We start from the raw sequence: 19640 nt of genomic DNA on the forward strand, positions 1-19640 counted from the left end.
TTGATTATGAATTTTCAAGACTTTTTGAAATATGTTCCCAATATAATTCCCGTAGAGCTTCCAGCAGTAACCTCACATTTAAAAATGGCTCCCAAAGAACGTATAGAAGGATTAAAGAATCTTGATATAGAAGCGTTAAATGCCAGAATGGCTGGAGTAATGATGCTGTTTTATCCAAAACAAGAAAAAACACATCTCGTTTTGATTGTTAGAAACGCTTATGTTGGTGTTCATTCGGCTCAGATTGCATTTCCGGGAGGCAAGTATGAAAAGGAAGATTTAAATTTTGAAACTACAGCGCTTAGAGAAACACACGAAGAAGTTGGAGTTACAAGTGACAAAATAAATGTAATTAAGCATTTTTCTCCAATGTATATTCCGCCGAGCAATTTTTTGGTGCATCCGTTTTTAGGAATTGCCAGAGAAGAACTTTCTTTTTATCCCGATATTAGAGAAGTTGCTGGAATTATTGAACTGCCCTTATCTGTTTTTTTAAATGATGATATTATTATCGAAGCCAGATTATCAACTTCTTATGGGGCAAATATTTTAGTTCCTGCTTTTAATATTCAGAATCATGTTGTTTGGGGAGCCACGGCAATGATTTTGAGCGAATTGCGAGATGTCTTAAAAGAAGCGATGAAGAAATAAATTTGATAAAGTTTATTTAATGATTTGATATTCATTTGGATAACTCTTAATTGGAGAAATTGTTTTATACTGTTGCTAAAAGAATAATTTTTGTATGTTTGCGACCTAACAAAAAAATAAGATAAATTAGTTATGGGATTGTTTAAACGAAATCCTTTTGGGCATATATTATTCATCAAGAAATGGTTAATCCGAATTCTAGGTGCCATGACTCACAAGAGATATAGAGGTTTTAATGAATTGCAGATTGAAGGATCTGAAATTATTAAAACGCTCCCAGGTACTAATGTTTTATTTATATCCAATCACCAGACTTATTTTGCAGATGTTGTGGCAATGTTTCATGTTTTTAACGCCAGTTTATCTGGACGTCAAGACACGATTAAAAATATCGGTTATTTGTGGCAACCTAAAATGAATATTTATTACGTTGCTGCAAAAGAAACCATGCAAGCAGGATTGTTACCAAGAATATTGGCCTATGTGGGTGCAATTACAGTTGAAAGAACCTGGAGAGCAAAAGGAGTTGATGTAACAGAAAAACGTGATGTTAACCCAAATGATACTGAAAATATTAGAATTGCGCTTGAAGACGGTTGGGTAATTACTTTTCCTCAAGGAACAACAAAATCTTTTAAGCCAGTTCGTAAAGGAACAGCACATATTATCAAACAGCACAAACCAATTGTTATTCCAATTGTAATTGACGGTTTCCGCAGATCATTCGATAAAAAAGGACTTCGAATGAAGAAAAAAGGAATACTGCAATCTTTCATTATCAAAGAACCTCTAGATATTGATTATGAAAATGATACAATCGAACAAATTGTAGAAAAAGTAGAATACGCAATTGAACAACATCCATCATTTTTAAAAGTTATTCCTGCTGAAGAAATCAAAGTGCAAGAAGAACTAAACAAATTAAGACGTTGGGATTATTAAAAGTTGGTTTTATTTTGTTTCAAGTTTAAGGTTTCAAATTTGCTTTTTCTGGCTGAGCAAAGTCGAAGCCTAACTTTGTGCCCTTCAACTTCGCTCAGGGTGACAAATTGTTTTTGTATCAGGCTTTTGTGTTTATGGTTTTAGGTTTCAAATAGGGAAACTTTGTCCCTTTGCAACTCAGAATCTTTGTGCCTTAAAGAAAAACTTAGAGCCTTAGCATCTCAGAACCTTAGAGCCTTAGAACCTTTTTCAGAAATCTATTTTCTTCAACTCTTTATAATTAGCATACAATCTTCTTAAAAGTGTTCCATAGATAATTCTGTAGAAACACCAGAACAATCCAAAGAAACCTAAGATTACTAAGAATAGAATTCCGATTGTTACAAACATTGCTTTTCCGTTCATGGCAAGTTTGTTTCTTAAAAACTCCATATCTGGATTATATACGAAAGCAATAAAGAAACTTAAAATAGCTGTAATTACAATCATTCCTAGATTGTACCAAACGTAATATTGAACTGTTTTACGGGTTTTTAAAATAGCACTCATCAATGATTTTGTGGCTATTGTGGTCGAAATTGTTTTGTAGTTTTTATAAAAAATGTAAACGAAAATTAAAACGACAACATAATTGAAATACGTTAGAAACTCTAAAGCTGTTACAATTTCAGGATGATTCATCTTTCGCAGTACATCATCTGTATTGATGAATAAGTTCGAAAAAGTCCAAAAGGAAATCTCTAAAATACTGATAATTAAAATCCACTTTACAATAGAAGATGACTTTCTATGAATCATCTTGTAGATTTCGTTTTCAGAAATTTGTTGAAAAGAACCTGAGTTCTTTTGCCAGTCTTTTTTTAGTAAATCCAGTTCTTTCATAATAATTTTTAAGGATTTAGTATTTTTTTAAGTTTCCCCTTAATTCTGTTCATTTTCACGCGCGCATTCACTTCGCTGATTCCTAAGGTTTCAGCTATTTCTTGATAATCTTTGTCTTCTAAATACATAAAAACTAATGCCTTTTCGATGTCATTTAATTGATAAACTGCTTTGTACATCAGTTTAATCTGTTCTTCTTCTTCATAATTGTAGTCAACATCTTTTACAAAATGTTGGTGGTTTTCATAATCTACGGTCGATATAGTTCTTTTGGTTTTGCGGTATAAGGTAATCGCTGTGTTTAAGGCAACACGATATGTCCAAGTCGAAAATTTACTGTCGCCTCTAAATTTTGGATAAGCTTTCCAAAGCTGAATGGTAATCTCTTGAAACAGATCTTTATGAGCATCTTCACCAGCAGTATATAATCTACAAATCTTGTGGATTATATTCTGATTTGCCTGCAGCTGCGCAACAAATGACTGTTCTAGATTTTCGCTCATAATGTATTAGTAGTTATGAAATCATTTTTGTTACAGTTGGTGTTTTATTTTTGCCACGAATTACACAAATTTCTCGAATTACTTCTAAAACAGAATAGATTAAAGTTGAGTTTTTTAAAATTTGTGCTAATTTGTGTAATTCGTGGCAAACTTTATAGTTCTCTTGTTTTATAGTAATTAATCGTCAAATCGATAAACTTACTATAGCTTTTCATTCCATCTTTTTGGTTATTTGTTTTTAAAAAACTATCCCATAGAAAATGAAAACCTTTGTCTATAAATGTGTCATATTTTTTCCAGAAATCTTGGTCTTCTTGATAGTTTTTTAAAATTCCCGTATTTACTTGTTTCTTTAATATTTCAAAAATTTTCTCGTTTTTAAACTGCCAGATTCCGAGACAATAGCGTAATGCAAAACTATATCCTGCATATTGATAATATAAATTGTCATTTTTGACAGAAGCCAAAAGGCCAATAAAATTGCATTCGCTTTCACTTGCAAAACCAATCTGATGTGCCATTTCATGAGATGTAGTTAACGGAAAAGTGTACATTGGCAATAAGTCGTTAATTTGCGCTTCGTTTGTAAATGGATTTAAATAACCGCCAAATCCCATATAAGTTAAAGGAAGGCTGAACAATGATTTTTTTACGCTTAAGGTTTTGTATTCAAAATAAGGATGTTCTTTTTCTAAATTATCATAACCATTTAAAATCATGTTAAATGACTCTTTCTGTGAATATGGAAAGACAATTTTGGAGCTTTTATTTTTTGTGATTTGAAACTGAACTTCATTCGTCTTTGCAATTAATCTTTTGGTGAAAGCCAAAAGATCAGCATCGGTATATTCTCTTTTGATTTCCATTTTTTCAAAAAGAGGTTTGCGATAATAATTGAAAGCCCAAAGCAAATGGAAGAAAAAGTAAAAAACAGAAATTTTGCCTATTATTTTTAAAAGATGATCTTTCCAATTAGTCTTCCATGTTCCTCTTATTTTCCAAAACCAGCTAATTATAGAAATCATCAAAATAGCATAAATTATGTCGCCAACAGAAAACGGAATATTGCCTAAAACTGTTCTAGAAAAATGTGAAATCCTGGCGAATAAATTTTTACTGTAAAAACCTTCAACAAAATCTGGGAAGTATGGAAGGATTTTATAAAAAATGATTTGAACTATTAGAAATAAAGGTAAAACGTATTTTGATTTCACAAGGTAAATTTTAGATACGTAAATATAAACACAATTATTTGTAACTAAAAAAGAATAGTATTTGTGAAATTTGATTTTAAAGTGGATAATTAGTGCTAATTCGTGAAATTTGTGGCGAAAAAAAATATAAACTTTGTAACTTTGAAGCTCTTAATTGTTAAACATCAAACAAAATATAATGAGTCAAGAAATAAGAAATCTGGAACCAAAAGCACTTTGGAACAAATTTGCAGATTTAAATGCTGTTCCTCGTCCATCGAAGAAAGAAGAGCGTGTAATTGAGTTTATGAAAAACTTTGGAAACAGCTTAGGTTTAGAAACTTTCGAAGATGAAATCAGAAACGTAATCATCAGGAAACCGGAAACTCCAGGAATGGAAAACCGTAAACCAATCGTAATGCAAGGACATTTAGATATGGTGCATCAAAAAAATGCAGATACCGTTTTTGATTTTGATACACAAGGAATCGATATGTATGTTGATGGTGACTGGGTTCGCGCGCGCGGTACAACACTTGGAGCTGATAATGGGTTAGGAGTGGCGACTATTATGGCAATTCTAGAAAGTAAAGATATTCCGCATCCTGCAATCGAAGCTTTATTTACAATTGATGAAGAAACAGGAATGACTGGAGCTTTAAATCTAAAAGGCGGAATTTTGCAAGGTCAGATTTTATTGAATTTGGATACTGAAGAGGATGATGAAATTGATATTGGATGTGCTGGTGGAATTGATGTAACGGCTACAAGAACGTATCATGAAGAAGAAGTTCCAGAAGGTTCTGTTGGTTATACTATTACAGTAAAAGGCTTAAATGGTGGGCATTCAGGAATGGATATTCATAAAGGTTTAGGAAATGCCAATAAAATTATGAATCGTTTGTTATTTGATGCATTTGAAAACTTTGGTTTGCAGATTGTTGAAATTAATGGAGGAAGTCTTAGAAATGCAATTCCAAGAGAAAGTGTTGCCAAAGTGATTATTTCTCAGATGTTTGATGAGGCTTACGTTTATGATATGCAGGAAATCATTTCTGATATCAAAGCAGAATATAAAACAACTGAACCAAACTTATCAATTGAAATCGTAAAAGGAGATTTACCTGAAAAAGTAATGGAACTTGGTGTTCAAGAAGGAATCATCAGAGCGATTTATGCGGCGCAGAATGGAGTTTATAAAATGAGTGCTGATATGGCCGATTTAGTTGAAACTTCAAATAATATTGCTCGTGTAGTAATTAAAGATGGTGAAATTTTAGTTGGATGTTTAACGCGTTCTTCTGTAGAATCTTCAAAATTTGATTTAGCTAATTCGTTACGTTCTGCGTTTGAATTAGTTGGATGCGAAGTAGAACTTTCTGGTTCTTATCCAGGTTGGACACCAAATGTAAACTCTGAAATCTTAGAAGTTTTAAAAGATATTTACGAAAAACAAAATGGAGAACAACCAAAAGTAGTGGCTTGTCACGCTGGTTTAGAGTGCGGAATTTTAGGAACAAATTATCCAGATATGGATATGATTTCTTTTGGTCCAACAATTCACGGAGCGCATTCTCCAGACGAAAGAGCAAGTATTTCTTCTGCACAGAAATATTGGAAATTTGTACTAGAGATTTTAGAGAATATTCCAGTTAAATAAAAATAGTTTTCAGTCGCAGTCACAGTTCTCAGTTCTATTGTACTGCAAACTGAGACGGAAAACTGCGACTATAAAAAAAATCCCCAATTGAAAAATTGGGGATTTTTTTATGGTAAAATATTAATTTCTTTTCAAAACTTTATACTGTTCGTAACAAGCACTGATTGCATCCATAATTTGCAGATCGTTTGCAGATTGAATGAAGGAGTCGGAATAATTGCAACGGTGCATAATTTCAGGAATTTCGTCTTTGCTGATGCCTAATAATACTGCAACCGTTTCGCGATCGTATTTGGACTCTAAAAGCGTTCGTACAGTATCGTCTTTTTTCATTTCCTTTAGCTTCTTGAGCTCTTTTCCGTTCTTTCCAAAGAAATTGTAGAGCATGTCGGCAGGGTTAAAAATCGAACCGAGAACTTTTCCGAAAGCATTTGGAGCGTATTCTCCGGCTTCATAACCTTGTGTTAAACCTGAAATGCTATAACGGTAGTTTTCTTTTGTTGGAATTAATTTAGAGTCAATTTCAAGATAACCTGTTAGGGAAAAAGGTGCAATAACCACTTCTTCCAAAGCAATCGCTTTTTCTGTAAGCTGAATTCTAGTTACTTTATTCTTAATCCAGTCATTTGTAACTCTGATTCTTAGCGATTGAAATCCTAGAATAGAAAAATGAAGCGTGTCATTGACTTGCACATCAATTTCAAAATACCCTTTTTCGTCAGATTTTGCACCACGTACCTTGTTGGTGTTAATGATATTTACGCCAGCAAGCGGTTGTTTGCTGTCGTCGTTAATAACATAACCTGAAACTCTTTGTGGAACTGTTGGCTGTGCATCTTGCGTATCTTGCGCGAAACCAAGGTTGGCGATAAGTGTAAAAAAGAAAACTGCGAAATATTTCATATCCTGATTTAAAGCTCTAAAAGTAGTAAATCGGGATTAAATATCTCATAGTCTTGGAATTTAATTATAAGAAAATTAACAAAGACATTGATAAGATTATTAGATATAAGAAAAAATCCCAAATTCCATATAAAATAGGAATTTGGGATTTATATTTTAAGATCTTAAATGATTAATCTCTTCTAGATCTTCTTGGTCTTGAGCTATCGCCGAAGTTTTCTGAACGTCTTGGAGCTCTATCTGAACCACCTTCGCTTCTTGGAGCAGAGCTTCTAAAACCACCATCTCTTCTAGGAGCTGAGTTTCTATCACCTCTAAAACCTCCGTCACGAGATCCGCCTTCGCGTGATCCACCTTCTCTTGAAGAATTTCTATCACCTCTAAATCCGCCTTCACGTCTTGGAGCGAAGTTTCCTTCTCTTCTTCCAGAATCACGTCTTCCACCGCCACGGTTGTTGTGGTCACGTCTTCCGCCACCGTCATTTTTAGAAATCTCAACATTGATACGACGACCTTCTAATTGTACGTTATTTAAAACGTCCATCACTTTGTCTGTATGCTGTGGATCTGTGTTGAAGAAAGAGAATCCTTCTTTAACATCTACTTTAAAGATATCATCACGACCTAAATCTAATGTTTCTTTCAAGTAATCTTTTAATGACATCCAATCGAAGTTGTCTCTAGAACCGATGTTTACAAAATAACGAACTGCTCCGTTGTTACTGAATTCTCTTGGTTCAGAATCACCTCTTTCACGTCTTTCACCAGATTGAACAGAAATATCTCTGTTTTTCTTGTAATAAGTAATGAAACGATTAAATTCTACTGAAACCATTTTCTTAATCAATTCTTCTTTAGATAAATCTTCAAGAACATTGTTGATTGCTGGCAAATAGTTGTCAATTTCGTGATCAACCTCAGTGTCTTTAATTTTGTTAGCTAAGTGCAATAACTGAATTTCGCAGATTTCAATTCCAGATGGAATAGTTTTTTCTTCGAATTTTTGTTTGATGATTCTCTCGATAGAAGAAATTTTACGTAACTCACTTTTTGTAACAATTACAATAGAAGTACCTAATTTTCCAGCTCTACCTGTACGGCCAGAACGGTGGTTGTAAGTTTCGATTTCGTCAGGTAATTGGTAGTTCACAACGTGAGTTACGTTATCAACGTCAATACCACGTGCAGCAACATCAGTAGCAACAAGCATCTGAATTTGTCTTCCACGGAACGATTTCATTACACCATCACGTTGCGCTTGAGATAAATCTCCGTGTAACGCAGCGGCGCTATATCCATCTTCAATTAATTTCTCAGCAATAGCTTGCGTGTCTCTTTTTGTACGACAGAAAACTACTGAGAAAATGTCTGGATTAGCATCGGCTAAACGTTTTAATGCTTCGTAACGGTCACGAGCATTAACTAAATAAAATTCGTGAGAAACTGTAGATGAACCTGAGTTTTTAGCACCAACAGTAATCTCAACTGGTTCGCTCATAAATTGTTTTGCAATTCTAGCAACCTCTTGCGGCATAGTCGCAGAGAACAACCATGTACTTTTTTCGTCTGGAGTATCTGATAAAATAGATACGATATCCTCATAGAATCCCATGTTTAACATTTCGTCAGCCTCATCCAAAATACAGTAATCTATATTTTTAATGTTTACTAGACCTCTGTTAATCATGTCTTGCATTCTTCCTGGAGTTGCCACAATAATTTGTGCACCTCTCTTTATTTCTCTTGCTTGCTCTGTTATACTAGCTCCTCCGTAAACTGCTACCACATTAATACCTTTTTCGTATTTTGAGTAGTTTTTAAGTTCGTTAGTAATCTGTAAACATAACTCGCGTGTTGGCGATAAAACTAATGCTTGTGTATTTCTGTTGTCGGCATCAATTTTTTGAATTAGCGGAAAACCGAAAGCTGCCGTTTTCCCTGTCCCTGTTTGAGCCAACGCAACCATATCCGTGTCTTTTTCCAATAATAGGGGAATCGCCTTTTCCTGTACCTCTGACGGATTTTCAAATCCTAGATCTAAAATCGCCTTCAGTAACGATTCATTCAATCCTAATTGTTCAAATTTATTCATATGTGTTTTAAAATAGGGTGCAAAATTACTGCTAATTATTCAGATAAACTAATGCAATTTTAAGAATTATGTATTTGTTAAGAATTGATTATCAAAAAGTTACGTTTTTGTTGAAATAAATTTTCGTGTTAAATGAAGAAATATGCCAAAAAACACGTCTTAAAATCTAAAATTTAGCATCTAAAATGTTGTATTTTAAACAATTATTTTGTGGTGTTCAGAAAATCAATCAGTTGCTTAACAGCTTTTCCGCGGTGACCTATAGTGTTTTTGGTCTCTAAGGGTAATTCTGCAAAGGTTTTGTCAAAATTTTCGGGCTTAAAAATAGGATCATAACCAAATCCGTTTGTTCCGGTTTTTGTATTTGTAATTTCTCCTTTCGCAATTCCGGTAAATAGATATTGTTTTCCTTCTAAGTTTAAAGTAATAACGGTTTTGAACTGTGCATCTCGATTTTTTTCATTTTTTAGAGCCTCCAAAAGCTTATTCATGTTATCATCTGCATTTTTTTGTTCTCCGGCGTATCGAGCTGAATATACTCCTGGTTCGCCATTTAAAGCAAGAACTTCTAAACCTGTATCATCTGCAAAACAATCATAACCGTATTTTTGAGTTACGTAATCAGCTTTTAAAATTGCATTTCCTTCAATTGTATCAGCGGTTTCTGGAATATCTTCCAAACAATTAATATCCTCTAAGCTTAATATTTTGATACTCTCTGGAAGCATACTCTGAATTTCTGCGATTTTATTTTTGTTATTGGAAGCGAAAACAAGTTTCATAGAATTAAAGTTTTAAATGATTTTCAACACAAATTTAGAATTCTTATATTTGATATGTGGCTTAAAAATGAAATAAATGCAATTATCTGTATTATATAAAAAAATCCTACCTTTTGTTAAGCCATACAGAAAAATGGTAGCTGCAACTTTACTTCTAACTTTTTTAGGTTCGTTTGCAGCACAAGTAAATGCCGTTATTCTAAAATATACTGTAGATACTATAAACAACCTGATGGTTGCCCATGAACCATTATCTAAAGGATTCCATTTGTTAGGCATTATTAGTGTGGTGTTGTTGACTAAAGAATTGGTAAATTCTGTTGTGCAGTTTGGACAAAAATTTTATGGAGAAAAACTCCGCATTTTCATTACTCGAGATATTTCGCAAACTATTGTCGAAAAAATTCTGAGTTATAGAATGGAATTTTACACTTCTGATGAAAATGAAAGCGGAAAACTTCAAACTAGAATTGATGCCGGAATTAGCAGTTTGACGAGATTAGTTCAGAACTTTTTTATTGATATTCTGCCTTTATTTGCCAATGCTTTTGTGGCTTTGGTAATTATGTTTTATGCCAATGTTTATGTGGGTTTGGTAAGTTTGTGTATTATCCCGATTTACTTTTATATTAGTCAGTTACAAGCAACTAAATTGAGCGGATTCAGACGAAGAATGCGAAATTACCGTGAGACTAAAAATAACGGAATCATTAGTTTAATTGAATCCATAACAGTAATTAAATCCTTTGTGCGTGAGTCGACAGAAGCAGATCGGCATGAAAAGATTCAGTTTGAGATGACCGAAAATCAGCTCCAAACGAGAAAGACTAGCTTTATTTTTGAAAGCATTAAAAGCTTTGTCGAACAGATAGGAGTGGTAATTATTATCATTTTGACTGCTTATTTTGTTTTGAATAATCAAATGACAATTGGAGCGATTATGTTTCATATTATGCTTTTTAATAACGTTTCGTCGCCAATTAGGCAATTGCATCGTATTTATGACGAGGTAAATGATGCGCTGATTTATTCAGAAGGCTTTTTTGATATTTTAGAATCAGAACAGGAAGTAGAAACCAGTGGCAATTATATTCCAGAAAAAATTGTTGGATTAATTGAGGTTAAAAATGTCGATTTTGTTTATCCAAACGGAACACAGGCGCTTTACGATATTAATTTTACAGTTAAACCAAATGAGACATCGGCTCTGGTAGGATTAAGTGGTGCGGGAAAAAGTACTATTATTAATTTATTAGATAAGTTTTATCTGCCATCATCAGGACAAATCTTTTTAGATGGAGTAGATTTAATAGATTACAATACCGATTTTCTGCGTAAAAACATTGGATTGGTGCTTCAGAAGAATCATATTTTTAAAGGAACAATTGCCGAAAACATTTTATACGGAAATCCTGAAGCTTCTCAAGAAGAAGTAATCGAAGCAGCAAAACAGGCGTATATTCATGAACAAGTGATCCAATTGCCAAAAAGCTACGATTCTGATGCACATTTGCTTTCTGGTGGTCAGCAGCAACGAATTGCAATTGCAAGGTTGTTTTTGAAAAATCCTCCTATAATTTTTCTTGACGAACCAACAGCAAGTTTAGATGCAATTGCAACAGAGCAAATTAAGAAATCTTTGGATGCAATTAAAAAAGATAGAACTGTTATTATAATATCGCATAGTATTTCTCAGATTATTGATGCTTCCAATATCATTGTTTTAGAAAAAGGAAGATGTGTAGAAAAAGGAACTCACGACGAACTATACGATAATAAAGGAACTTATTACCAAATATTTATGGCAATGGCTAACAGCTTGAATATTGATAAAATTACTCAGACTTTTGAGTGAAAAATTTTAGAATGATTTTTTCTGAGATAAAAGCTGAAAAAATTCCAAAAGTGTAAGCCAGAATATCCGACCATAAAAAACCTTGACCTAGAACGTATCTTCCAAAAAGAGTTTTTCTTAATTCAATGATCCATTCCGCTTGATACAATTGAAGAAATTCAATGCAATAACAAATTAGCAGCGAAAGAAAGAATATCAAAAATGCGTTTTTGAACGGGAAAAAGATTCTAACTAAAAAGTAAATCATTACTGCATAAAGAAAATCGCCAATCCATAAAGGGATAAAAGGGATTTTTCTAGAAAGGATTCCGAGGAAAATTATACTTAGAAAAATTGCGAAATAGTATATTCTGGTTTTGTTCAAGTTGAGATTACTTTAGGTGCAGCAAATTTATATGAAATTTTTAAAAGAGATTAAGTCTCGTTATTCTGGAATGACAAACTAGATCAAAGGTTTGTAGAATGAGGTAATCAATAATACATTTTTAGGTGTCAAAAAATACAAAACTCTATTAGAAATTTTTTATTTCATAAATTTATCGATTAAACAAACTATCTACCACATGAATGCAAAAATTTACACTCTGATTGCCGCATTGTTTATTCTAGGAAATCAAGGTTATTCTCAAAAAGACAAAACATTTAATATTAAAAAACAGTTAGATTACTGTGCAGAACAAGCTTCAAAAACGTTACAAGTAATTCCGAATGACGGAACTTCGCCAAGAACAGTTCCAAACGGAAGTAAAGAATGGAAATTTGTTGACTATAAAGATTGGACAAGCGGATTTTGGCCGGGAGAATTATGGTTTTTATATGAAGCGACAAAAGATAAAAAATGGGAAAAAGAAGCCGATAAATTTACTCGTTTCTTAACGCCTTTATCGATTACAAAAGCTGCAGATCATGATTTAGGTTTTCAGGTTTTCAATAGTTTCGGAAACGGATATCGTTTGACTAAAAATAAGGAATACAAAGAAATCATTTTAAAAACTGCCGATACGCTTGCCACACTTTTTAATCCGAAAGTGGGAACAATACAATCTTGGCCTCATAATAAAATGGGTGGGCATAATACGATTATAGACAATATGATGAATTTAGAGCTTTTGTTTTGGGCTTCAAAAAATGGCGGAAGTAAAAAATTATACGACATAGCTGTAAAGCATGCCGAAACCACAATGGCAAATCATTTTAGACCAGATAATACTTCTTATCACGTAATTATTTACGATTTCGAAACGGGAAAAAAGATAAAAGGAAGAACAGCCCAAGGATATAGTGATGATAGTATGTGGGCGCGTGGCCAAGCATGGGCTATTTATGGTTTTACAATGACCTATAGAGAAACAAAAGATACTAAGTTTTTAGATTTTGCTCATAAATTAGCGCGTGTTTATTTAGATAAATTAACAACAGAAGATTTAATTCCGTATTGGGATTTTAATGCGCCAAACATTCCAAATGAGCCTCGAGATGCTTCGGCGGCGGCTATTGTTTCGTCTGCACTTTTAGAATTAAGTTCGTACACAAAAGACAAGAATTTAAAAGCTGAATATTTGACAAAAGCTAAAAAGATGATCGTTTCGCTTTCAGATCATTATCAGAGTCATGATGTTAATTCAGCATTTTTATTGCATTCAACAGGACATAAACCAGCAAACAGTGAGATCGATTGTTCTATAAATTACGCAGATTATTATTATCTTGAAGCACTTTTAAGACTTCAGAAACTAAAATAGTTTATTGGTTTAAAAACATTTGCGAAAGCGGTAATATTAATTATTTTTGCAGTAAAATATTTACAATTTAAACCTAAAAAAATAAGCTATGATTAGAAAAATTACCCAAATCTTATTTGTTTTAACTCTTTTGCTGTCTTTTTCAGGCTGTAGAGATACTAAACAAAATATTCAAGCATTTGTAAATTCTTATAATAAATCGGCGGCTAATTTTAGTAATGACATCATTACTTCAACTGAAGCAAAGGCATTTCTAGATCAAAAAAGAATAGAAATTACGATGGAAACTATAATAGAATCAAATGCTGAAAATAAATCTATGTACACACAGCTGTTTCCTAACTTCTTAAAAGAAATGTTTTCGACAGATAGAGAAATAAAAGGTCTAATTGAAGATGGAGTTGTTATCAAAGTTGATTTTCTTGGTAGCGATAATACATCAATTGCTGAATTTGAAATAGATAAGAAAGAACTTGATGAACTTATTAAAAAGAATGCTGGTAAGCCAGTAGTTTCTGTTGAATCAGTAACACCTAATGGAGGTTCTGAGCTTGGAGAGATGTTAGTAATGATGAACAGGAATATGCCATTAAAAAATAGTGATGGCAGCAAGGTTTTGAAAATTTATCATAATGATAAAAACCAACTTGTTTATCAGGTAGAGATGCCAGATGATATAATTGAAATACTAAAAAATAATACAGCTAATTCTTTAGTTAAAGAAAGCATATTAAGACAAGGTCAGATTCAAAAAGTAGCTTCTATGATACAGCGCTATGGCATTAAAGATATTAAATATGAATATTTTAATGCTAAAGGTAAAATGATTAATACTTTAGTTTTAACAGAAAAAGATCTTCAACTATAATGAGCAGCGAATCAACAAGCTGGAGAACAGTTTTAGGTGTCATTTTTATTATAATAAGCTTACTTAGGCTTATCTCTACCTGTTCAAATAGTAACAGGAATAGTAATAATTTGGTTAACAGCGATCTCAGCCCTTATGTTATCACCCAAGAGAAGGCTGAAGAACTAATGAAGCAAAGAGAAGTCAACAATCAAATTGCACATTTTGAAAAGAATAGACGCTCAAATAATTTGTTTTACAAAAATTATGGTGCTTTAGACAGTCTTTCAATTATGGAACAGAATGATTACGGATTTAGCAAACTTAAAAGAGACTCTGTAGTTTTTATTGATATAAAGACTCAGTTAAATGTACCGAAAGAATACTATTTGCAAAACAATCATGATGATTCATTACGAATGGCAATTAAATCTCCTCGAAATCTGACTATTTTTATTCACGATTTTGAAACTAAAGAAAGTATAGAAAACGGCTTTAAAAGTTTGAAAAAGTATAGTAATCTTAAGAAGTTTAAAGTTGAAAATACTATAGGTATGACAAAGGCTATTTCATATCAGATTTCTAAAGAAAATAAAACTTTCAACGGTTATGCATTGGCTTTTCAAGGCAAAGGAAGAGATTATCAGACATTTTTTGAATTTGAGAGCAGTACACTTTCTAGAGATCTAGTAAAAACGAAAGCTTTAGACTTTTTACTTCAAAATATGAAGCAGAAAAAATAAGGATTTATAGAAAGTAAAAGTCTATCTTAATTGAAATTGACAAATAATATCAAATATAATGACTAAATTGTATTTAGTTTAAAAACTAAAGTCATGATAAAAAAAATAAGCCAAATTGCCTTTGCAATAATGATGGTATTAATGCTTGCGAGCTGTAAAAATACCAAACAAAAACTTCAAGAGTATGTTGTAACCTACAACAAAACTATTGCGCCAAGTTTTAGAGCTGAAAATGTAACACTTACTACAGCAAGAGGTTATATTAATGATGATAAAATAGAGTTGCGTTTTGAAACCGATTTGGAACAAAATGAAGCAAATAAGTCAGCAGCTGTTATTTCTTTTCCAAAATTAATAAAATTGATGATCGATAAAGACGAGATTCCAAGACAATTAATAGAAGAAGGGGTTCAATTTGATGTTTATTTTCTAGCAGATGATAATACTGTTTTAGATAAAGAAACACTAACGGGCGAATCGCTTAAAGATTTTTTGAAATAATAAATGGAGTTTTGTAGAAATACAAATTATTTTAATTCTTACATATTGAAAGTCTCTTTAAATAAATTTTAAAGAGACTTTTTTATGTTTACGACTAAAAGTTAAGCGTAGAATAAACGTTTTATTCTTACAAATATCCCTCTTTTTAAGCAGGTAATTGGTTTGTATTCAAAGAATTGTGTATGTGATTTTTGTAATTGAATATTGTTTTTGTGTTATGAATTAATTATGTTTGAGTTAAAAAATAACTATTAAACCAAAAAATTATGAAAAAAATTACCCAAATCGCATTCGCATTCGCTTTTGCATTATTCTTGGTAAGCTGTAAAAATACCAAGCAAAAAATACAGGAACATGTAAGTAATTACAATAATTCTGTTTCTATAAAAGGAAGCGGAATTACGAGTACATCAGCAAAAGCGTTTCTAAATGACAATAAAATCGAAATTAGAATTGAAACCAATTTAGAAGAAAACGATGCAAATAAACTAGCCTACAAAGAATCATTTCCAGACTTATTAAAAGAGATGATTAAGAATGATCAGATTTCTTCCTCTCTTATTGCTGAAGGAGTAAAATTTGACGTCTATTTTTTAGCTTATAATAATGCTATTTTAGCCCAAGAAGTAGTAGATCAAGATGAGTTAGCGGTTTTGGAAGGAACAGCAAAAGCAGGAAAAGAAACGGCAAAATTATAATTGAAAATTATGCATAAAAAAAATCCTCTTCATTTGAAGAGGATTTTTTTTATGAGAACTGAGTAACGTTTTTCAAATTATCAGGGAAATAAAGTTCTGACAAGTTGGTAAACTCATCTCCTCTCATGAAAATATTAATGTCAACATCTGCAAATGATGTTTTTCCTGCTGCTGCTAAAAGCTCATTTGCAGCATGAAGCGTATTTTTATGGAAGTGATACACTCTTTCAGATTTGTCTGTGACTACCAAACCTTTCATTAGCATTTTGTTTTGTGTTGCGACTCCCGTTGGACATTCGTTATTATGACAACGTAAAGCTTGAATGCAACCTAAAGAAAACATAAATCCTCTTGCGCTGTTGCACATATCTGCTCCAAGTGCAATGGCATGTAAAATAGAATAACCCGAAATGATTTTTCCGCTTCCAATAATGCGCATTTTATCACGAATACCTAAGCGCACTAAAGTTTTATTTACAAAGATCAATGCAGGTTCAAAAGGCATTCCGACACCATCTGCAAATTCAAGCGGAGCAGCTCCAGTTCCGCCTTCTGCGCCATCAACGGTAATGAAATCGGGATAAGTGTCTTCATTGATCATCTCTTGGCAGATTGCTTCAAACTCCTCAGTATTGCCAATACATAATTTAAATCCGATTGGTTTTCCGTTAGATAACTCGCGTAATTGTTTAATAAACTGAATTAGTCCATTGGCATCAGAAAAAGCATGATGGCCTGGAGGAGAAAGAATCATAGTGTGTGGGACAACGCCTCTAATTTTAGCAATCTGTTCTGTGTTTTTAGCTGCAGGCAACACACCTCCATGACCTGGTTTTGCACCTTGAGAAATTTTAATCTCGATCATCTTTACATTTGGAAGATTTGCTTTTTCTGAGAAATTTTCTGGACTAAAATTTCCTTCGGCATCACGACAGCCAAAATATCCTGTACCAATCTGCCAAGTAATATCTCCGCCTCCGGCAAGGTGAAATTCAGTTAATCCACCTTCTCCTGTGTTTTGGTAGAAATTTCCTTTTTTTGCTCCAATATTAATGGCGCGAACTGCATGTTCGCTCAGTGAACCGAAACTCATTGCCGAAACGTTAAATAAAGAAGCAGAATAAGGTTGTTTGCAATCTTTTCCTCCAACTAATACACGAGGTAATTCTTCGTTTACTTTTGCAGGAAAAATAGAATGCTTGATTCCTTCGTAGTTTTCAGTATTTAAGTTTAATTGTGTTCCAAATGGAGTGCTCGAATCAATATTTTTAGCTCTTTGATACACTAAAGAACGCTGGTTTCTTGAAAAAGGTTTTCCGTCTGTAGATCTTTCAATAAAATATTGCTGAATCTCAGGCGCGATCATTTCAAATAAATATCTGAAATAACCTAGAACAGGAAAGTTTCTTAAAATAGCGTGTTTTTCTTGAGATGCATTATAAACTCCTACAATTAGTAAGATTGGAATAATAAATACGAGCAAATAACCTCGTCCAGTATAGTAATGAATTGCAGCAACAATTAGAAACAATAAGAATCCGTAAATAAAGAATTTTTTTCTCATGTTTTTAAAAAATTAAATAGGTAATAAATGTGATAATTAGTTGAATCTTAGACGTACATAAACGTGTTTGATTCCTTTTTTGTCTGACTCTCTTTCGTCGATTTCCAGAATATCAGTCAATGATTTAAGCATCGGAGTCAATTTAGAGAAACCATAGTTTCGAGGGTCAAATTCGGGTTTTTTCTTGACGATCAGATTCCCGACATCACCAAGAAATGCCCAACCATCGTCATCTTCAATATCTTCGATTGTAGCCTCAATAAGTTCAATGGTTTGTTTGTCAATTTTATGAAGTGCTTTCTCGGCAGGTTTTTCAATTGGCTTTTTGGTATCGGTAGTGGTTGTTTTAGGTTTTTTCTTTTGAATAGCTCCATCCAAAACCTCAATATAAATAAATCGGTCGCAGGCCACAATAAACGAGTTTGGCGTTTTCTTTTCTCCAATGCCAATTACTTTCATACCCGATTCACGAAGCCGAATGGCAAGACGTGTAAAATCGCTGTCGCTGGAAACAATGCAAAAACCATCTAATTTTCCAGAATAAAGCAAATCCATTGCATCAATAATTAGAGCAGAATCTGATGAGTTTTTTCCCACCGTGTAACTATATTGTTGAATAGGAGTAATAGCATGTTCTAATAAAACACCTTTCCAGCCATTTGCGTTTGGTTTTGTCCAATCGGCATAAATCCTTTTTGTAGTTGGCGTTCCAAGTTTTGCAATTTCTTCCATCATTCCTTTTACATTGCTATATGGCACATTGTCTGCATCAATAAGGACTGCCAGTTTTAAATCTTTTGAATTGCTTAAAGGCATTTGTTAAATATTTAAAATTTAATACTCTCAAAGTTAAAATTAAAATTGGGTTTTATAAGAATTGAATGATGAATATGTGTAATTATTGGCACTAATTAGTTTCATTATAAATAATATTTGATCATTAGAAAAATAATTAAAGATAAATTTGTCTTTTATTTAAAACCTGTATATCTTTGTGTGGAATTAATTAGGGATGTATGTTTTCAAAAGCGTGTGAGTACGGAATAAGAGCTTCAATATTTATTGCAACCAAATCGTCTAAAGGGATTAGGGTTGGAATAAAAGATGTTGCGAAAGAAATTGATTCGCCAGAACCATTTACAGCCAAGATTATGCAGGTTTTAACCAAAAGCGGCATAATTCATTCAACAAAAGGAGTTGGGGGCGGATTTGAAGTTTCGCCCGAAGCATCGAAAAAAATAAAGTTAATTCAGATTGTTGATGCTATTGATGGAAACAAAATTTACAGCGGTTGTGGAATCGGATTAAAAGAATGCTCAGAAGAACATCCTTGCCCAGTTCATCACGAGTTTAAGAAAATAAGAGGACTGCTGTTAGAAATGCTTAAAAATACAACTTTAGAACAGTTAGCTTCTGATGTGAAATCGGGAGATTTCTTTCTTAAAGCGACAAATGCGAACAATTAATATTATTAAATATCTTAAAAATGAATACAAAAACCAAAATTTCAGTACTAATCCTAATGGGATTTTTAGCAGTTACTTCTTGCGGTAAAAAAGAAACTACTCCAGCTGAACCGACAGAAACAACCGAAACTTCTACTGAAGGCGAACAAGCTCCAGCGGCTGCAGCCACAGAAGAAAATGTTTTAGTTATTGAAGGAAATGACCAAATGCAATTTAATGTAAATGAATTGAAAGCTGTTGCCGGAAAACCAATCAAATTGACTTTGAAACACGTTGGTAAAATCCCGAAAGAAGCAATGGGACATAATTTAGTGATTTTGCAAGAAGGAACAGACCAAGCAGCTTTTGCTTTAAAAGCGAATGATGCCAAAGCAACTGATTATATTCCTGAATCTGAAAAAGCTTCAATCATTGCACATACTAAATTAATTGGTGGTGGAGAAGAAGATACAATCGAGTTTACAATTGATAAAAAAGGATCATATCCATTTATTTGTTCTTTCCCTGGTCACGTAGCCATGATGAAAGGTATGCTAATTGTAGAGTAAATAATCAAAAGCTCCAAATGCTGTAACTGGCTTTGGAGTTTTTTTAAAAACTAATAAAGGATAAAAAT

The 19640-nt window shown here is 32.8% G+C and carries 20 protein-coding genes; 11 read left to right on the forward strand and 9 right to left on the reverse strand.

The annotated features are described in order from the left end of the window. Positions 1 to 6: 6 nt before the first annotated feature. Complete coding sequence (locus JC605_RS15335; protein WP_198857030.1) at positions 7 to 651, forward strand: CoA pyrophosphatase; 645 nt, start codon at positions 7 to 9, stop codon at positions 649 to 651. Between the two features lie 132 nt (positions 652 to 783). Beyond that, entirely contained in the window at positions 784 to 1593 is an 810-nt protein-coding gene (locus tag JC605_RS15340; protein WP_198857031.1) for a 1-acyl-sn-glycerol-3-phosphate acyltransferase, read from the forward strand. 249 nt (positions 1594 to 1842) lie between these two features. Here the strand turns inward: JC605_RS15340 and JC605_RS15345 are convergent, their stop codons facing one another. The 3 genes from JC605_RS15345 to JC605_RS15355 all read right to left on the reverse strand — a co-directional run bounded on the left by JC605_RS15345 (position 1843) and on the right by JC605_RS15355 (position 4192). Beyond that, entirely contained in the window at positions 1843 to 2475 is a 633-nt protein-coding gene (locus tag JC605_RS15345) for a hypothetical protein (RefSeq protein ID WP_198857032.1), read from the reverse strand. An 8-nt stretch (positions 2476 to 2483) separates the two neighbouring features. Next, a complete protein-coding gene (locus JC605_RS15350; protein WP_008462500.1) occupies positions 2484 to 2978 on the reverse strand; it encodes an RNA polymerase sigma factor in 495 nt (164 codons plus the stop codon). Between the two features lie 152 nt (positions 2979 to 3130). Continuing rightward, positions 3131 to 4192 (reverse strand): DUF3810 domain-containing protein, encoded by a 1062-nt coding sequence (locus tag JC605_RS15355; RefSeq protein WP_198857033.1) that lies wholly within the window; start codon positions 4190 to 4192, stop codon positions 3131 to 3133. 178 nt (positions 4193 to 4370) lie between these two features. Here JC605_RS15355 and JC605_RS15360 point away from each other — a divergent pair, with 178 nt between their 5' ends. After that, complete coding sequence (locus JC605_RS15360; RefSeq protein ID WP_198857034.1) at positions 4371 to 5831, forward strand: aminoacyl-histidine dipeptidase; 1461 nt, start codon at positions 4371 to 4373, stop codon at positions 5829 to 5831. 120 nt (positions 5832 to 5951) lie between these two features. On the opposite strand, the gene JC605_RS15365 is transcribed toward JC605_RS15360, so the two are convergent. From JC605_RS15365 to JC605_RS15375, 3 genes are all read right to left on the reverse strand, one after another. Continuing rightward, on the reverse strand, positions 5952 to 6734 hold the full coding sequence (locus tag JC605_RS15365) for a carboxypeptidase-like regulatory domain-containing protein (protein ID WP_198857035.1): 783 nt from the start codon (positions 6732 to 6734) through the stop codon (positions 5952 to 5954). 172 nt (positions 6735 to 6906) lie between these two features. Then, entirely contained in the window at positions 6907 to 8826 is a 1920-nt protein-coding gene (locus JC605_RS15370) for a DEAD/DEAH box helicase (protein WP_198857036.1), read from the reverse strand. A 203-nt stretch (positions 8827 to 9029) separates the two neighbouring features. Beyond that, positions 9030 to 9608: a non-canonical purine NTP diphosphatase gene (locus tag JC605_RS15375; RefSeq protein ID WP_198857037.1), complete on the reverse strand. Its 579-nt coding sequence runs from the start codon at positions 9606 to 9608 to the stop codon at positions 9030 to 9032. A 76-nt stretch (positions 9609 to 9684) separates the two neighbouring features. Between JC605_RS15375 and JC605_RS15380 the strand changes: the two genes are divergently transcribed. After that, a complete protein-coding gene (locus tag JC605_RS15380) occupies positions 9685 to 11463 on the forward strand; it encodes an ABC transporter ATP-binding protein (protein WP_198857038.1) in 1779 nt (592 codons plus the stop codon). On the opposite strand, the gene JC605_RS15385 is transcribed toward JC605_RS15380, so the two are convergent. Beyond that, on the reverse strand, positions 11444 to 11827 hold the full coding sequence (locus JC605_RS15385; protein ID WP_198857039.1) for a DUF2809 domain-containing protein: 384 nt from the start codon (positions 11825 to 11827) through the stop codon (positions 11444 to 11446). The genes JC605_RS15380 and JC605_RS15385 overlap by 20 nt on opposite strands. 199 nt (positions 11828 to 12026) lie before the next feature. Here JC605_RS15385 and JC605_RS15390 point away from each other — a divergent pair, with 199 nt between their 5' ends. From JC605_RS15390 to JC605_RS15410, 5 genes are all read left to right on the forward strand, one after another. Continuing rightward, positions 12027 to 13205 carry a glycoside hydrolase family 88 protein gene (locus JC605_RS15390; protein WP_198857040.1) on the forward strand — a complete coding sequence of 393 codons (1179 nt, stop codon included), beginning with the start codon at positions 12027 to 12029 and terminating at the stop codon, positions 13203 to 13205. Positions 13206 to 13293: 88 nt separating this feature from the next. Beyond that, a complete protein-coding gene (locus tag JC605_RS15395; protein WP_198857041.1) occupies positions 13294 to 14073 on the forward strand; it encodes a hypothetical protein in 780 nt (259 codons plus the stop codon). Beyond that, positions 14073 to 14795: a hypothetical protein gene (locus JC605_RS15400; protein WP_198857042.1), complete on the forward strand. Its 723-nt coding sequence runs from the start codon at positions 14073 to 14075 to the stop codon at positions 14793 to 14795. Before JC605_RS15395 ends, JC605_RS15400 begins: the two co-directional genes overlap by 1 nt. A gap of 93 nt (positions 14796 to 14888) precedes the next feature. Continuing rightward, complete coding sequence (locus tag JC605_RS15405; RefSeq protein ID WP_198857043.1) at positions 14889 to 15296, forward strand: hypothetical protein; 408 nt, start codon at positions 14889 to 14891, stop codon at positions 15294 to 15296. A 266-nt stretch (positions 15297 to 15562) separates the two neighbouring features. Further along, positions 15563 to 15994: a hypothetical protein gene (locus JC605_RS15410; RefSeq protein ID WP_198857044.1), complete on the forward strand. Its 432-nt coding sequence runs from the start codon at positions 15563 to 15565 to the stop codon at positions 15992 to 15994. A gap of 49 nt (positions 15995 to 16043) precedes the next feature. Here JC605_RS15410 and JC605_RS15415 read toward each other — a convergent pair whose 3' ends face one another. Further along, positions 16044 to 17558: an FMN-binding glutamate synthase family protein gene (locus JC605_RS15415; RefSeq protein WP_198857045.1), complete on the reverse strand. Its 1515-nt coding sequence runs from the start codon at positions 17556 to 17558 to the stop codon at positions 16044 to 16046. A 36-nt stretch (positions 17559 to 17594) separates the two neighbouring features. Next, positions 17595 to 18374 carry an NYN domain-containing protein gene (locus tag JC605_RS15420; RefSeq protein WP_198857046.1) on the reverse strand — a complete coding sequence of 260 codons (780 nt, stop codon included), beginning with the start codon at positions 18372 to 18374 and terminating at the stop codon, positions 17595 to 17597. A gap of 200 nt (positions 18375 to 18574) precedes the next feature. Between JC605_RS15420 and JC605_RS15425 the strand changes: the two genes are divergently transcribed. Next, positions 18575 to 19024, forward strand: a complete 450-nt coding sequence (locus JC605_RS15425; RefSeq protein WP_198857047.1) for an Rrf2 family transcriptional regulator — start codon at positions 18575 to 18577, stop codon at positions 19022 to 19024. Between the two features lie 20 nt (positions 19025 to 19044). Further along, positions 19045 to 19572, forward strand: a complete 528-nt coding sequence (gene azu, locus JC605_RS15430) for an azurin (protein WP_198857048.1) — start codon at positions 19045 to 19047, stop codon at positions 19570 to 19572. Positions 19573 to 19640: the final 68 nt, after the last annotated feature.

The organism is Flavobacterium sp. IB48 (genome assembly GCF_016405855.1).
Taxonomy (GTDB): domain Bacteria; phylum Bacteroidota; class Bacteroidia; order Flavobacteriales; family Flavobacteriaceae; genus Flavobacterium; species Flavobacterium ginsengisoli.